At 63.6% G+C, this 14,032-nt stretch carries 16 protein-coding genes; 8 read left to right on the plus strand and 8 right to left on the minus strand.

Going from position 1 to position 14,032, the window contains the following annotated elements; genetic code table 11:
- Positions 1-35: 35 nt before the first annotated feature.
- The 4 genes from OD750_RS21695 to OD750_RS21710 all read left to right on the plus strand — a co-directional run bounded on the left by OD750_RS21695 (position 36) and on the right by OD750_RS21710 (position 4,298).
- On the plus strand, positions 36-488 hold the full coding sequence (locus tag OD750_RS21695; RefSeq protein ID WP_263544184.1) for a hypothetical protein: 453 nt from the start codon (positions 36-38) through the stop codon (positions 486-488).
- A gap of 426 nt (positions 489-914) precedes the next feature.
- Positions 915-1,517: a hypothetical protein gene (locus tag OD750_RS21700; RefSeq protein WP_263544185.1), complete on the plus strand. Its 603-nt coding sequence runs from the start codon at positions 915-917 to the stop codon at positions 1,515-1,517.
- 556 nt (positions 1,518-2,073) lie between these two features.
- Entirely contained in the window at positions 2,074-2,295 is a 222-nt protein-coding gene (locus OD750_RS21705; protein ID WP_263544186.1) for a type I toxin-antitoxin system SymE family toxin, read from the plus strand.
- Positions 2,296-2,534: 239 nt separating this feature from the next.
- Complete coding sequence (locus tag OD750_RS21710) at positions 2,535-4,298, plus strand: DUF4153 domain-containing protein (protein ID WP_263544187.1); 1,764 nt, start codon at positions 2,535-2,537, stop codon at positions 4,296-4,298.
- Positions 4,299-4,346: 48 nt separating this feature from the next.
- On the opposite strand, the gene htpX is transcribed toward OD750_RS21710, so the two are convergent.
- Complete coding sequence (gene htpX / locus OD750_RS21715; RefSeq protein ID WP_263544188.1) at positions 4,347-5,210, minus strand: protease HtpX; 864 nt, start codon at positions 5,208-5,210, stop codon at positions 4,347-4,349.
- A 106-nt stretch (positions 5,211-5,316) separates the two neighbouring features.
- Between htpX and gluQRS the strand changes: the two genes are divergently transcribed.
- The 3 genes from gluQRS to OD750_RS21730 all read left to right on the plus strand — a co-directional run bounded on the left by gluQRS (position 5,317) and on the right by OD750_RS21730 (position 8,199).
- Positions 5,317-6,210 carry a tRNA glutamyl-Q(34) synthetase GluQRS gene (gene gluQRS, locus OD750_RS21720; RefSeq protein ID WP_263544189.1) on the plus strand — a complete coding sequence of 298 codons (894 nt, stop codon included), beginning with the start codon at positions 5,317-5,319 and terminating at the stop codon, positions 6,208-6,210.
- A 163-nt stretch (positions 6,211-6,373) separates the two neighbouring features.
- On the plus strand, positions 6,374-7,114 hold the full coding sequence (gene phbB, locus OD750_RS21725; RefSeq protein WP_263544190.1) for an acetoacetyl-CoA reductase: 741 nt from the start codon (positions 6,374-6,376) through the stop codon (positions 7,112-7,114).
- Between the two features lie 74 nt (positions 7,115-7,188).
- Complete coding sequence (locus OD750_RS21730; protein WP_263544191.1) at positions 7,189-8,199, plus strand: gluzincin family metallopeptidase; 1,011 nt, start codon at positions 7,189-7,191, stop codon at positions 8,197-8,199.
- Positions 8,200-8,217: 18 nt separating this feature from the next.
- Here the strand turns inward: OD750_RS21730 and OD750_RS21735 are convergent, their stop codons facing one another.
- The 6 genes from OD750_RS21735 to OD750_RS21760 form a co-directional block, all read right to left on the minus strand.
- A complete protein-coding gene (locus tag OD750_RS21735) occupies positions 8,218-8,505 on the minus strand; it encodes a trp operon repressor (RefSeq protein WP_263544192.1) in 288 nt (95 codons plus the stop codon).
- A gap of 89 nt (positions 8,506-8,594) precedes the next feature.
- Positions 8,595-9,209 (minus strand): anthranilate synthase component II, encoded by a 615-nt coding sequence (locus OD750_RS21740; protein WP_263544193.1) that lies wholly within the window; start codon positions 9,207-9,209, stop codon positions 8,595-8,597.
- A complete protein-coding gene (locus tag OD750_RS21745) occupies positions 9,194-10,651 on the minus strand; it encodes an anthranilate synthase component I family protein (RefSeq protein WP_263544194.1) in 1,458 nt (485 codons plus the stop codon). Before OD750_RS21745 ends, OD750_RS21740 begins: the two co-directional genes overlap by 16 nt.
- Positions 10,652-10,879: 228 nt before the next feature.
- Positions 10,880-11,209, minus strand: a complete 330-nt coding sequence (locus tag OD750_RS21750) for a hypothetical protein (RefSeq protein WP_263544195.1) — start codon at positions 11,207-11,209, stop codon at positions 10,880-10,882.
- Positions 11,200-11,547 carry a hypothetical protein gene (locus OD750_RS21755; protein WP_263544196.1) on the minus strand — a complete coding sequence of 116 codons (348 nt, stop codon included), beginning with the start codon at positions 11,545-11,547 and terminating at the stop codon, positions 11,200-11,202. The genes OD750_RS21750 and OD750_RS21755 overlap by 10 nt, the downstream gene beginning before the upstream one ends.
- Positions 11,544-11,843 (minus strand): putative holin, encoded by a 300-nt coding sequence (locus OD750_RS21760; protein ID WP_263544197.1) that lies wholly within the window; start codon positions 11,841-11,843, stop codon positions 11,544-11,546. Before OD750_RS21760 ends, OD750_RS21755 begins: the two co-directional genes overlap by 4 nt.
- Positions 11,844-12,265: 422 nt before the next feature.
- Between OD750_RS21760 and OD750_RS21765 the strand changes: the two genes are divergently transcribed.
- Entirely contained in the window at positions 12,266-13,567 is a 1,302-nt protein-coding gene (locus OD750_RS21765) for a pentapeptide repeat-containing protein (protein WP_263544198.1), read from the plus strand.
- Between the two features lie 28 nt (positions 13,568-13,595).
- On the opposite strand, the gene OD750_RS21770 is transcribed toward OD750_RS21765, so the two are convergent.
- On the minus strand, positions 13,596-13,982 hold the full coding sequence (locus OD750_RS21770) for a Mor transcription activator family protein (RefSeq protein WP_263544199.1): 387 nt from the start codon (positions 13,980-13,982) through the stop codon (positions 13,596-13,598).
- Between the last annotated feature and the right edge of the window lie 50 nt (positions 13,983-14,032).

Here is a 14,032-nt window from a genome sequence, read left to right on the forward strand (position 1 = left end):
GTTGTGGGGAAGGTGGTGAGGCCGAGCGCTTACGGATGAAGAAGATCGCAAGATTGAGCAAAGAGCAGGCAGTTCGCGCAAGAAAAGCAGAAAAGAACATAGTTGCCGATCGCAAGCAAGTTAGCAGCCAAGTTGAAACCGCTGCTCATGGCAGTCAGAAACAGATGGAGCATGGGGGGCACCCTTTGCCTGACGGCTCAAAAGGGCTACCGCACTTCCAAACAGAAGGCGTCCAGGGGCACTCTTTTTGGGGGACAATAGCGATAATTGCGGCGATTGCTGGCGATGCGTTAGACGCCGCAGCGTTTGCTGCGGATATGAGTGACCCTACGGTCATCCTGCCTGCGATTCTCCTGCCTAACGAGGGCGGAGATGCGCAAATATCTGAACCTGATTTTATTGAGAGAATGAGAAAAGATTCAACCGAGAAAGTACAGGAAGAAATCGAACGGCGGCGAAAAAAGGAGCGGGAAGATGACTCCGCTTAAGGGGGTTGCGTGAAATGCTTCTATCTTCGGCTTCAAGGCGTTTTTTTTGATGTGGGGATCGAAGGTGAGTCTGAGAATCTTGGCTTTTTTACAACCTTTGCGATCTTCGCTGAGAATGAGAACATCGTCCGAAATAAACTTGAAAGAGAGCTGGCAGCGAGATTGTCCAACAACAACGTAAAAGTCAGGAGCGGTAGGTTTTTGCGATCGACTTGTTGGATCGAAGCGTTCAATGAGTATCAAGAGCCGCCGGAGGCCATCCCGGACGGCTTCTCGTTCTACCGATGGAGGGCTGTGGATCTCCCCGGAATGGTGCTCTCGATGATGCGCTATAGATGGGGACGTAGCTGGCGATCGGTTCGGCTTCTGGACGTTCCGCGCTCGACTTGATCGGCGTTATGCGCACTATCTGCTGAGGGTGCGGAATTGACAACGACCTATGATCGTACGATCGACCAACTAGTGCATGAGGTCGAACGGCTTTCTGTGAGTCAAAAAATTGCGCTGTTTTCGTCGATTGCTGGCGCGCTTCTGCCGCTCTATCGCGAAGTTCAAGAACGGACGGGGATCGGGAGTCTCGAATCCATCGAAAACGCCATCGCAGCAGCGCGCACGTTCGCCGTTGACGGTTCGGTCGCAGATTGGGACGGCATGATTGAGCAGATAGCTGTAGCTACACCGCATGGCGATGACCTCGATGCGCCGGATAGCACCTATCAGCAAGACACTGCAATCTTTGCCGACATGGCAATTCGATACGCGATGGGAGACACAACTGTGTCAGCAGAGGCGATCGAATACGCGTTGGAGCCAATCAAAACAACGCTGTGCCTAGCCCAACTTGATCGCCTGAACCCCGGAAGCGGGAAGGAAGCGCAGCGTTGGTACGACGAACTCCCAAGCGATCCGAAGATGAAGGCTGGGATAGAGGGACTTCAAACGTCGATGCAACGATTGTTGCGTGCCGAGCGTATCACCGCAGTGTTGATAGACGAGCTTTCAGAGCACCTTCGGGTGTTGAGGCCATGATGTGGGCCGTCACTGGCGGCGTCCGCTGACAGTGACGGCCAGCACCCAGCCTCGCCGGGCGATGCTTTCTCGGGAGCAATACCGTAGTTCGGTGCGCTGTCACTTTTGCGCATTTGCGCACTTTGTGGCAACACGGCACGGGATCGCGATGCACAAGGTGGCGTGGTGATGAAAGCCGCGCCATCCGCGGCCTTCGTAGTGGTCTAGACCAAATTCCTGTTTGAGATGGATGTCTACTTCACGGCGCCGTAGGTCACGACTGGGCGTCTCTCGCGAAAGCGAAAAGCTCGCAACGTGTCGCGCAATACAGATTGTTCGCTGCGGTCGTCTCAGTGTAGCCCCGTGCTCGGGCGATCAAGGACTACGCAAGTTCGCTGCGCGAATCCTTGATCGCCCTGCGCGCGGAGCTGTGAAAGGTCGCCCACAGCAACCAACGCCGGAAGGCGTAAGCAAGAGGCAAAAGCTCGAAAGCAGGTCGCTTGGGTAAGCGCGAACGGCGCGGCTGGCACCACGCCGTTCGCTGACCAAATCCACTCTTGTACAAGGAACAGTGGACATGGCTAATCCCAAGCCTACCCCAACCTACCCCATCCGCATGAGCCTGCACGTCGGCGCCATGCCCTACCCCCGGCTCGCCAACGCGCCGCCGTGCGCCGGTTCCCGTTTCGTTCCCCAGATCCGGCTCGGCGGCATATGGCTCGCCACCGCCGGCTTCTCGCCCGCCGACACCCTCGACATCGAGGTCTCTCCCGGCCGCATCGTCATCACCCGCGTCTAGCGCCTGCGGCCCGGCAGCCCCGTTCGCGGGGCTGCCTTCGCGCGTCTTTCGCTTGCCGCGACACCGAGCGTCGCCGCATCTCGGCGCGTTTCTCCACCAAAAACCAGCGGCGCGCGGCTATCGCATTCCGTCGCATGAAAATCACCGATCGCGACGCGCCGCCTCTCAAACGCCACCTCCCGCCCTCGCCCCGCCCCACCGCTCCGGCATACTCCGCGCAGAACCCGAGGGGGAGCCTCATGTCGACCGACGCACCGCTGCCGCGCCCCGTGCGCCAGTTCATCGTTCTGCTCGCCCTGCTCCAGGGCCTGCTGCTCTACATCGCCGACTACGGCACCCGCAACGACTGGTGGCCGTTCAACGAACTCGGCGGCCGCGTGTGCTGGTACACGCTCGTTCTCGCGGTGCCCGGCGCGATGCTGCTGTCGGTGCGCGATCTCGCCGACCGGCGCTTCTGGCAGCACGCCGCGCTCGTCGCGATCGGCTTCGGCACGCTCGCCGCGTACGTCGCGTGGTCGGCGACCGGCGATCCCGCCATCGATTCGGGCGAGGTGCTCGGCCCGTTCGGCGTCACCGCCTGCATCGCGCTGTTCGTCGCGCTGCCGTATCTGCAGGCGCGCCTGGAACACGGCCGCTGGTGCGCGCCCTACGGCGACCTGTTCGAAAACGCGTGGCAGAACGCGATCACGCTCGCGCTGACCGGTCTCTTCGTCGGCATCGTCTGGGGCGTGCTCGCACTCTGGGGCGAATTGTTCAAATTGATCGGCATCCACTTTTTCGCCGACCTGTTCAAGGAACGCCCGTTCGCCTATCTCGCGACCGGCTGCATGGTCGGCCTCGGCATCCTCATCGGCCGCACGCAGCATCGCGCGGTGCAGATCGCGCGGCAGATCCTGCTCGCCATCGGCAAGGGCCTCTTGCCGCTCCTCGCGCTCATCGCGCTGCTGTTCGTCGTCGCGCTGCCGTTCACCGGCCTCGAGGCGTTGTGGAAAACGAAGCGCGCGACCGCGATCCTCCTGTGGCTGATCGTGCTGATGATCGGCTTCGTCAACGCGGTGTACCAGGAAGGCGGCAAGGCCGCGCCGTATCCGCGGCCGCTGCGCCTCGCGGTGGAAGCCGCGCTCGTCACGCTGCCGGTCTACGCCGCGCTCGCGATCTACGCGCTGTGGCTGCGCTACGGCCAGTACGGCTGGACCGGCGACCGCTTCATGGCGCTGCTGGTCGCGATCGTGCTCGCCGCGTACGCGGTCGGCTACGCGTGGTCGGTCGTGCGGCGGCAGACGTGGCAGCCGGCGTTCGGGCGCATCAACGTCGCGCTGTCGCTCGGCGTGATCGGCCTCGTCGTGCTGATGAACACGCCGCCGCTCGATCCGCATCGCATCGGCGTTTCGAGCCAGATGGCGCGGCTGCACACGCCCGGCGCGAAGCCGAACCTGCAGGACATCACGTATCTGCGCTTCGACGCGGGCCGGCGCGGCGTTGATTCGCTCAAGGCGCTGCGCGCGGAACCCGCGATCGCGAACGACACGTCGGTCGCGCAGCAGATCGACGAGAAGCTCGCACGCAAGAACCGCTGGGGCGTCGACGCGCAATCGCGCAAGAAGGCCGCGACGCTCGCCGAGGCGCGCGCGAACGTCACGCTCGCACCGGGCACCGAACCGCTCGACGATGCGTGGCTGCAGGCGCTGATCGACGCGCAGGAGACGCCGCCGTACAACTGCGTCGGCGGACCCGGCGAATGCATCGCGCTGAGCCCCGACCTCGACGCCGACGGCAAGTCCGAACGCCTGCTGTGCGATCTGCGCGAGGAATACAACGTCACCTGCGGCGTCTGGACGCTCGGCGACGGCCGCTGGCAGTCGGTCGGCAATCTGCGGTGGCAGACCTACGGCAACAAGAGTCACCGGGTCCGCGAGGCGATCCGCGCCGGCAAGTTCGAGGTGAATCGCCGGCGCTGGTCGGACATCGTCGTCGCCGGCGATTCGGCGTCGGTCAGCCCGTAAGACGCCTGCCGCGCGCCCGAGGCGCGCGGCAGGTATGCAACGTCGACGTTACGCGCCGCCGCCGCGCAGCGCCGCGATGCGCTCGTCGATCGGCGGGTGGCTGGCGAAGAGCTTGCCCCACGCGCCGGAGATGCCGAACGCGGCGATTTCCTTCGGCAGCGTGTTGGCGCCCTGTTCGCCGCCGAGGCGCTGCAGCGCCGAGATCATCGAGCCGCGGCCGGCGAGATTCGCGCCGCCCGCGTCCGCGCGAAATTCGCGGCGGCGCGAGAACCACGCGACGATGATCGACGCGCCGAGGCCGAGCAGGATCTGCGCCGCGAACGTCGCGACGAAATAGCCGATGCCGGGGCCGCCTTCGCGGCTGTTGCCGCGCAGATAGCCGTCGACGACCGAACCGACGATGCGCGCGATGAACACGACGAACGTATTGAGCACGCCCTGCAGCAGCGTCATCGTCACCATGTCGCCGTTCGCGACGTGGCTGACCTCGTGGCCGAGCACGGCCTCGACCTGCTGGCGGTCCATCTGCTGCAGCAGGCCCGTGCTGACCGCGACGAGCGCGCTGTTCTTGTTCATGCCGGTGGCGAACGCGTTCATCTCCGGCGCGTCGTAGATCGCGACCTCGGGCATGCCGATGCCCGCCTTTTCGGCCTGGCGGCGCACGGTGGTGTACAGCCACTGCTCCACTTCGTTCTGCGGCTGCGTGATGACGTGCGCACCGGTCGAACGCTTGGCCAGCCACTTCGACATCGCGAGCGAAATGAACGCGCCGCCCATGCCGATGACGGCCGACATGATGAGGAGGCTCTGCATGTCGCCGTTGCGGCCGGGATTGAGGCCCAGCACGCTCATGACGATGCTGAGCAGCAAGACGACGGCAAGGTTGGTGGCGATCAGTAGAAAAATACGCATGGGCTGGACTCCGTCCTCGGTCGGGTTCTGGCTCGGTCGCACGAACCGGAGTATTTGGGTCGGCACAGCTTTACATCAAGCCCGTGAACCGTGGCAGGCTTGCGACATGAGTTCACCGTCCCCGCCGTACCGCGGCCGCTTCGCACCGTCGCCGACCGGCCGCCTGCACTTCGGATCGCTGATTGCCGCGCTCGGCAGCTGGCTGCGCGCGCGCGCGGCGGGCGGCACGTGGCTGGTGCGCATTGAAGACATCGACCCGCCGCGCGAAGTGCCCGGCGCGGCCGACGACATCCTGGCGACGCTCGCCGCGTTCGGCCTCGACCCGGACGAACCCGTGCTCTGGCAGCACGCGCGGACCGACGCCTACGACGCGGCGCTGGCGAGCTTGCGCGAGAACGATCTCGCGTTCGCCTGCTGGTGCAGCCGCGCCGACCTCGCCGCGCACGGCGGCCTCCACCACGGCGCCTGCGTCGCCGCGCCCGACGCGTCGCGCGCGCCGGCCTGGCGCGTACGCGCGCCGGCGCAGGTCGTCGCGTTTCGCGACGCGCTGGCCGGCGACTACGCGCAGCACCTGGCGAACGAGGCCGGCGATTTCGTGGTGCGGCGCGTGGAGGGCTTCTACGCGTACCAGCTCGCGGTCGTCGTCGACGATGCGTACCAGGGCATCACCGAAGTCGTGCGCGGCGCCGATCTGCTCGATTCGACGCCGCGGCAGATCTGGCTGCAGCGCGCGCTGGGCGTACCGACGCCGGCCTATCTGCACCTGCCGCTCGCGCTCGGCCCGGACGGCCGCAAGCTCAGCAAGACCGACAGCGCGCGGCCGGTCGACGGCGACGATCCGCTGCCGGCGCTGCGCGCCGCGCTCGCGTTTCTCGGCCTGCCCGCGCCGCTGCTCGCCGCCGCGTCGTCGCCGCCGCGATTGCTGCGCACGGCGGTCGACCGCTTCGATCTCGCGAACGTACCGCGACCCGTGCTGCCCGTATCGGAATCCGGACGCTGACGCACGCGCCGACCACCGATGACGCGACATGCGCGTTGTGTAGAATCGAGAAAGGTTTGCGGGGGAACCGTCGTACAGGGATGGCGGCCGGCATCGCCGGCCGCTCAAAAACGAGGCCAAGCATGGCTGCACAAAAGCACGAACCAATCAACGGGAGTGGATCATGACGTCACGCGTAGCACTGGTTACCGGAGGCACGGGCGGCATCGGCTCGGCGATCGTCAAGAAATTGGCGTCGATGGGCCACAAGGTCGCGACCAACTATCGCGATCACGCGAGAGCGACCGCGTGGCAGGAAGCGCTGAAAAAGAGCGGCATCGACGTGACGCTCGTCGCCGGCGACGTGGCGAGCCCCGAATCGGCCGAGATCATGATCAACGAGCTGAAAGACACGCTCGGCCCGGTCGATATTCTCGTCAACAATGCCGGTATTACACGAGACACCACTTTCCACAAAATGAGCGCGGTGCAGTGGCAGGAGGTGATCAACACCAACCTCAACTCCTGCTTCAACGTGACGCGCCAGGTGATCGACGGCATGCGCGAGCGCAAGTGGGGCCGCATCATCCAGATCAGCTCGATCAACGGCCAGAAGGGCCAGTACGGCCAGGCGAACTACGCCGCGTCGAAGGCCGGCATGCACGGCTTCACGATCTCGCTCGCGCAGGAGAACGCGAAGTTCGGCATCACGGTCAACACGGTGTCGCCGGGCTACGTCGGCACGGAAATGGTCATGGCCGTGCCCGAAGAAGTGCGCGCGAAGATCGCGGCGCAGATTCCGGTCGGCCGCCTGGGCTCGCCCGAGGAAATCGCCTACGCGGTCGCGTTCTTCATGCCCGACGAAGCGGCGTGGATCACCGGCGCGAACCTGTCGATCAACGGCGGGCATTACATGGGTTGGTAACGGCCGGGGCTTATGACGTTGCATGCCGGAGTCCGCCGCGCGCGGGCTCCGGCGTCGTCGTGCGAGGGAAAGTCTTGAAGTTCCTGAAATCGCTGTTCGGCCGCAAGACCTCCGCGCACGAAACGCTCGTCGTTTCGGCGCCGCCGGTAAAGACGCTGCCAGACTGGTGCTGGACGCCCGATACGACGATGCCGATCCCGAACTGGGATCTCGTCGAGCGCACCGCGCCAGACGACGCCGTCGCGCTCGGTGCGTTCTGGCGCGACGCCGCCGACGCGTGGCTGCAGGCGCTGTCGTTCAACCTCGGCGAAGGGTTCGCGATCGCCGGATCCGAACACTTCTTGCTGCTGTCGTCACTGTCGGCACGCCAGCGCAGACTCGCGATCGACTTCAGCGAACGCGCGCACCGGAGAATTCTCAAGACGCTCGACGGCGTCGCTCGCGCGGCCGGCCATCGCCCGCACGTCGTCATCGTGTTCGACGACATCGAGCAATACCACGAATACTTGCTGCACTACGTGCCCGACGAGGACGACAAAGCGATGTCGGCCGGCATGTTCATCAATCGCGGCTACGGTCACTACATCTTCGTCAAGTCGGACCTCGATCGCATGGAGCCGATCGTTGCGCACGAGCTGACGCATGCACTGGTGTCGCACCTGCCGATTCCGCTGTGGCTCAACGAAGGCACGGCGGTGAACACCGAGAAGCATCTCGTGCCGCATCTGGCGTCGCCGCGCAACGCACTGTATACGCCGCGCGAAATGGAACGACGCCACGCGAAATTCTGGAACGCGCGCACGATCCAGGAATACTGGGCCGGCACGTCGTTCCGCCGGCCCGACGAAGGCGCGGAGCTGTCGTACGACCTCGCCGAGCGCATGGTGAAGCTGCTCGCCGAGGACTACCCGCGCTATCGCACGCTGCTCAATACGGCCGATGCCGAGGACGCCGGCGACGCGGCGCTGTTGCACGCGTACGGCTTCGATCTCACGCAGCTCGCCACGGCGATTCTCGGCGAGGGCCACTGGCGGCCGAGGCCCGACGCGTGGGACGAGCGCAGCGTCGAAACCGGCAACGCGTGACGTTCCGGAAACGGCCGCTCAATCGCCGCTGTCGTCCGGAAAATGCTTGCGGAAATACGCGCGCACCTTCGGCGAATGCGTATTCGCCGCACCGCGAATGACCTTGCTGATGCTGACGTTGGCGAGGCGCGCCACGTCGCGCTGGCTGTGCGTGCCGGCCGCGAGCAGGCTGTAGATGCGCACGCGGTCGCGCACGTCGCGGATTTCGCCGTCGGTCAGCAGCTGATCGAGCAGCCAGACCACCTCGTCGGCCGATTTGAGCGACGCGATGTGTTCGGCGAGTTTCGTGTACAGCGGATCGCGCATGAGGTCTCGCAAGCCGGCGCCGCGCCGGTCTGCGTTCGAGCATACCCAACACCGCGGTGCGGCGATAGGAAGCACGCCCCGTTCGGGCGCTACGCGGCAAGCGACGCGGTCGCGCCGCCGCCGCGCGCGTGGACTTCGATGAAGTTGCGGATGATCTCGAGCCCGTATTCCGTGCCGATGCTTTCGGGGTGGAACTGCACGCCTTCGATCGGCAGGCTTGCGTGGCGCAGGCCCATCAGATAACCGTCGGTATCCGATGTCGCCGTGGCGACGAGTTCGTTGCCGAGCGTTGCCGCATCGACGACGATCGAGTGATAGCGCATCGCGCGAAAGCCGCGCGGCACGTTGCGGAAGCAGCCCTTGCCGTCGTGCTCGACGCGGCTCGTCTTGCCGTGCATCAGGCGCTGCGCATAAGCCAGCGTCGCGCCGTAGTACAGGCCGATCGCCTGATGGCCGAGACACACGCCGAACACCGGCACGCGGCCCGCGTTGCGTTCGAGCAAGGCGAGATAGCCCGAGTCGCGCGGATGCCCCGGCCCGGGCCCCAGCAGCAGCACGTCGCAGCGCGAAGGGTCGATCGCGTCGACGAGGCCGGGTTCGTCCTTGCGCAGCACGCGCACGTCGCAGCCGAGGCGGCGCACGTAGTCGACGAGGATGTGCACGAAGCTGTCGTAAGCGTCGACGATGGTTACGCGGCAGCGCATGACAGTTCCTCTCCGGTGATGGCCCGGAACACCGAGCCGAGCTTCAGCAGCGTTTCGCGGTATTCGTTCTGCGGCACGGAATCGGCGACGACGCCGGCCGACGCGCGCAGCGTGTACTCGCCGTCCGTGTGCACGGCGCTGCGGATGCACAGCGCGGTGTTGAGCCAGTCGGTGCCGATGCCGAGCATGCCGACGAGGCCCGCGTACTGGCCGCGCGCGCTGTCTTCGATGGCCTCGATCAGTTCGACCGCGCGCACCTTCGGCGTGCCGGTCATCGTGCCGGCCGGAAACGTCGCGCGGATCGCGTCGTACTTGTCGCAGCCGGGCTTCAGGCGGCCGGTCGTGTTCGACACCATGTGGAACACGTGCGAGTACTCTTCGATCTGCATCAGATCGTCGACGCGCAGCGAATCGGGCTCGCACACGCGGCAGATGTCGTTGCGGCACAGGTCGACCAGCATCAGATGCTCGGCCGTTTCCTTCTCGCTGCCGTGCAGCTCGCGCTCGGCGTCGGTGCGCGTGCGACCGCCGGCCTTGCCGACGGTGCCGGCGATCGGCCGCATGACGAGATCGCGGCCGTCGGTGCGAATGAAGAGTTCGGGACTCGCGCCGACGATCGTCGCGCCGCCGGCGGCGAACAGATACATGTACGGCGACGGGTTCTGGCGGCGCAGCCGCGCGTACAGCGCGAGCGGCGTCAGCGCGGTTTCGACGCGCACCTTCTGGCCGATCTGGATCTGATAGACGTCGCCGACGCGGATGTGTTCGAGCGCGCGCTCGCACTTGGCGAGGTAGTCCGCCTCGCGCGTTTCGAAGCGCACGGCATAGCGCGGCGTCGGCTCGTCGCCGTCGCCCGGCAGGCCGCGCGCGGTTTCGCAGGTGCGCCCGATCGCGCCGAGATCGACCGGCGCGTCGCCGTCGTAGCGGTAGTGCGTGAGCGTCGCCGAATGCGCGTCGATCGCGATCAGCGTGCGATACAGCGACAACGAAACTTCAGGCGTTCCTTCAACGACCTGCCGCGTACGCGGCACCGATTCGATATAGCGGATCGTGTCGTAGCCGAAATAACCGAACAGCGCGAGCGGTGCGGCGCCGTCGGACCGTTCGACGCGAAACGCCGATTCGAGTGCGCGCAGGAAATCCCAGATCTGCGCGCGTTCGGCGAGCGTGTAGTCGATGCCGGCGTCGCTCCGCGTCGACGCATAGTCTCGTAGTGTCGCCGCAACGGCGGCGAGCGGAACGGCATGGCCGGAAATCGCCACGCGTGTACCGTACACGTTCACGTCGAGCACGGGATCGAGCGCGATCAGCGACGAGCGAGCGTCGATCGAGTGGCGGCCGAGCGATTCGAACAGCGCGATGCGCGCAGCGTCGCGGCCGTCGAGCAGCGCGCGGTAGATCGGGAAGCCGCGTTCGAGCAGGCCGTCGGGCGGTAGTTGCAACGACCGTGTCGTCGCATGAAAGAGCGTCATCGGAAAGCCCTGATCCATGTACCGGTACAACAGTACATACTGAGCACGACTCATGACAAGCGCGAGGGCGTCGATATGCGCAATCGGCATGTCCGCGCGCGGTACATGCGATGCTGCCGCTGTCCACAGCGCTCTATGCCGCAACGTCGTCAACGCTTCACCAGCAGCGCAGGTGTAGACGCTGCCCGGTCTCGCGTTCTATTGGTTCCAGACGCACAACCGGACAGGGCCGATATCGACAGGCTCAAGATCAGGACGATCAGCCACGACGCGAGGCCACCAATCCGGCAGCGAGCGGTAGAACTGGTCGACGGCTTCGCGCTCTTGCTCATAGCGGGCTCCGATGATTTGGCGGCGGGCGGTTTCCTTCTCGATCGCGGCGGCATCGGCGCGGACGGCCTTCAAATCGGCTTTGGCTTCACGCCAGCCGCGCGCGGTCCAACCGCCTGCGAAGCCTGCAGCGACGACCGCCGCCGCCAGCGCGTAGGAAACGAGAGGTTGTGAAAGCGTCGGGAGCTTCATGGACATGCGTCGTAACAGGTGATTGCGCGCAGCGACCGGCCGGCATCCCACGGATCGGGTGGGCCAACTTCGGGGCATACCGTCGGCAGCCACGCGGCCGTCGGCGGCGTGACCTGCGACAGTCCCTGCGCGTAGGGGCTTTCGGCGGTCGGCTCCCAGGTGCTTTCGGCGTGAATCTGGGCGGCGATGCGCGCGATTGGGGCGTCGAGGCCGAATCGCGCCACGGCCTCGCGTTCCAGTGCGAGGCGGTAGCGCGTCGATGCTTCGGGGATGCGCACCGGCGACGCGGCGGCAGCAAGGGTGCTCGCTGCGACGAGCGTGATAGCGACGATCAGGCGCTTCACGGCGTGAACGCCGCAGCGAGGATCGTCGCCGACGCGATCGCGGCGCGGCGCTTCCACGAGGTGCCGGCTTCGATGCCAATCAGGTCGTGCGGCCGAGCGTAGGGAAAGATCAGCCGGTCAATCCAGTAACCGACGTAGCCGCCCATGCCGAGCTTGGCGATTCCCCACACGGTCAAGCCGACCTTAGCGGGTTTGAGAAACGCGGTGATCGCGAACGCGACGGCGAATAGAACAAGCAGCGGACTTGCGCGCAGCTTGTCGCGCAGCGTCGCCGGTAACGGGGTCTTGGGATTCATCGCGCCTCCAAAAAGGCGCGGGCGGCGTAGGAGTCTTGGGGAGGGCCGCCGCCCGCGCGACGCCGGGACGGGGAGCTACCCGGCAGTGATAGAGTGCGCGGTGTGGACTATGGGAGGAGTTTCACTTTAGTGCCACATGACATTCACGTCGCAAAAAACGCGGCGTGGCGTCAACAGTCGACAAGGTGCATATCTTTTAATATCTAGGGAACGTCTGAAAAAGTCGGAGTCTGCTTTGCCGTTGGAGCCCCATTGACTCTAGGGGGCGGCCAAACTCTTGAAAAGCAGGGGTTTGGCCAGGGTTGTGGGGATATGCGGAATCCTCAGAACCCAAAACTCGACGCTTATTCAGACTTTCCCTAGAGCGAACGACAATCCGTCAGTAGATCGTGGGATTCAACTGTTCTTCTTCGAAGGGTCGTATGGACATCGAACTAGAGACAAAGCTGCTTGAGCAAGAGCATCGATCTATTCGAGTAATCCAAAACTATTTGCAGCGCAAGCAATGGACGATAGATGACCCTCGTCGAGCTGCGGTACGGAGCGCACTATTGTGGTGGGTCTTCTCGCCAGCATCCGCAGCAACGGCCGGCGGCGCGCTTGCAGTAGGAACACTCTTAATGATGTATGCGCAAACGGCTCTGCTTCGGGAGCAGAACGAGGCCTTCCGTGAGCAGAACGGAAAAATTCAAAGTCAGATTGAAATGCAGCGTCAAACCGAGCTGGCTAGGCGTCGCGCCGACGTAATAGCGCAGATCTTTGGAGGTGAAAGCACTGAAAGATCAAACTGGAAAGCAAGAACTGAGGCCGTGGTCGAATATTTAGCGATAGAAAGGGAAAGAAAGAAAAATAAAGAAAAAGAGGTGAGGCGCGAGTCATTGGCACCTCAAACAGCTCGGGCCACTTTCGAAAATTCAGGTGAAGCAAAGCGCGAAGTGCCAAATAAATTGGGCGCTGGAACCATTGTTACACGAGTCATGTCGGAGGTAGAGCATCTTATAATGGCGGCAGGCGATCCATTTCCCTCAAGATATATTGATCTCAAGAGGGCAAACTTGAAGAGCGTCGACCTATCGGGGCAGGATCTTGCTTTTGTGGACTTCTCTGGGTCAGACCTAACAGGTGCAATTTTTGTCGGCGCAAATCTACAAAATAGTATAGTAGCTGACATCAAGGTCGGCGGGACTGACTTCACTCTCGCCGATCTTCGCAACTCAACTATTGACTACGAGCCGGCTCCAGACTACATCGATTACGAATGGGATGTCTCGTTTAGATGCGCGGACCTTAGAGGTGCCAAGGTTACGACGAGCGGCAGATCGCAGTTTCAATGGTCCGACTTGAGCCAAGCAGAAATTACTTATTTGATTCCTCAAAAGTCTTCCTATCGTAACGCCAACGTAGTTAAATCCTCTTTGGTGGGCGTCAATAGCTGGGATATGTCTCCAGCGAGCCCCCCAATATTATTGTCGAATGCCGTAGGTGAGAGTTCGAATAAGTGGGTTCGGCCATTGAATAAAAGCTCTTGCCGGCTGCTGGTCTTACAGGCACAAATTGCGGATTCGCTTGAAGCGGTCGACGAATTTTTGAGGCCAGAGGCAACGGAGACTCAGTCAGAAAAAGCAGACTCGGCTGAGCGCGAGCGACTAGAGGAAACCACTAGGCAGGCAGGAGTTCCGAAGAAGCGTTTGGATTCTGGCAAAAAGCTGAACGAGCGCAAATAGCGTAGGCGAAAATGAGCACAATGATTTCTCACTTGAATAGCTCGCCTTGCAGCGTTCGGAGGCGTCGTTTTCGCTCGCGAGCCAGAAGCTCGTAGAATTTAGTTGTTTTCATCCCGTATTCGCGCGCGAGCGCGTCTGTATTCCGACCGTCGTGCCGACGGTATGCCTCACTGTCGCGAACGGCCTTGCGCAGCGCGTCGCCGCGCGGCAGGTAGATCACAGAACCACCGAGATAGTCGGCGATAAGCACAGCGCGCTCGCTCGCGTCGCGCGCTGCTTTTTCGTCGTCGAAGCCGATCTTTCGCGCGTAAGCGAACAGCACGTCATACAACTCGACCAAGCGCTGCGGCCAACGCGCTTTGTCCGCGAGCACTTCGCCGCCACGCTCGATCAGGTCCAGCGGATCGCAGGTCAACGGTAAGCGCTCGGCCTCACCACCTTCCCCACAACCCCATCAGCCGCGAT

The organism is Tahibacter soli (genome assembly GCF_025717065.2).
In the GTDB taxonomy this organism is placed as follows: Bacteria; Pseudomonadota; Gammaproteobacteria; order Xanthomonadales; family Rhodanobacteraceae; genus Tahibacter; species Tahibacter soli.

Excerpts from the sequence above, each read along its gene's own strand:
- OD750_RS21750 (WP_263544195.1), bottom strand. The coding sequence starts at position 11,209 with ATGTCCATGAAGCTCCCGACGCTTTCACAACCTCTCGTTTCCTACGCG.
- OD750_RS21695 (WP_263544184.1), top strand. The coding sequence starts at position 36 with ATGAAGAAGATCGCAAGATTGAGCAAAGAGCAGGCAGTTCGCGCAAGA.
- OD750_RS21735 (WP_263544192.1), bottom strand. The coding sequence starts at position 8,505 with ATGCGCGATCCGCTGTACACGAAACTCGCCGAACACATCGCGTCGCTC.
- OD750_RS21705 (WP_263544186.1), top strand. The coding sequence starts at position 2,074 with ATGGCTAATCCCAAGCCTACCCCAACCTACCCCATCCGCATGAGCCTG.
- htpX (WP_263544188.1), bottom strand. The coding sequence starts at position 5,210 with ATGCGTATTTTTCTACTGATCGCCACCAACCTTGCCGTCGTCTTGCTG.
- phbB (WP_263544190.1), top strand. The coding sequence starts at position 6,374 with ATGACGTCACGCGTAGCACTGGTTACCGGAGGCACGGGCGGCATCGGC.
- OD750_RS21740 (WP_263544193.1), bottom strand. The coding sequence starts at position 9,209 with ATGCGCTGCCGCGTAACCATCGTCGACGCTTACGACAGCTTCGTGCAC.
- OD750_RS21760 (WP_263544197.1), bottom strand. The coding sequence starts at position 11,843 with ATGAATCCCAAGACCCCGTTACCGGCGACGCTGCGCGACAAGCTGCGC.
- OD750_RS21710 (WP_263544187.1), top strand. The coding sequence starts at position 2,535 with ATGTCGACCGACGCACCGCTGCCGCGCCCCGTGCGCCAGTTCATCGTT.
- gluQRS (WP_263544189.1), top strand. The coding sequence starts at position 5,317 with ATGAGTTCACCGTCCCCGCCGTACCGCGGCCGCTTCGCACCGTCGCCG.
- OD750_RS21765 (WP_263544198.1), top strand. The coding sequence starts at position 12,266 with ATGGACATCGAACTAGAGACAAAGCTGCTTGAGCAAGAGCATCGATCT.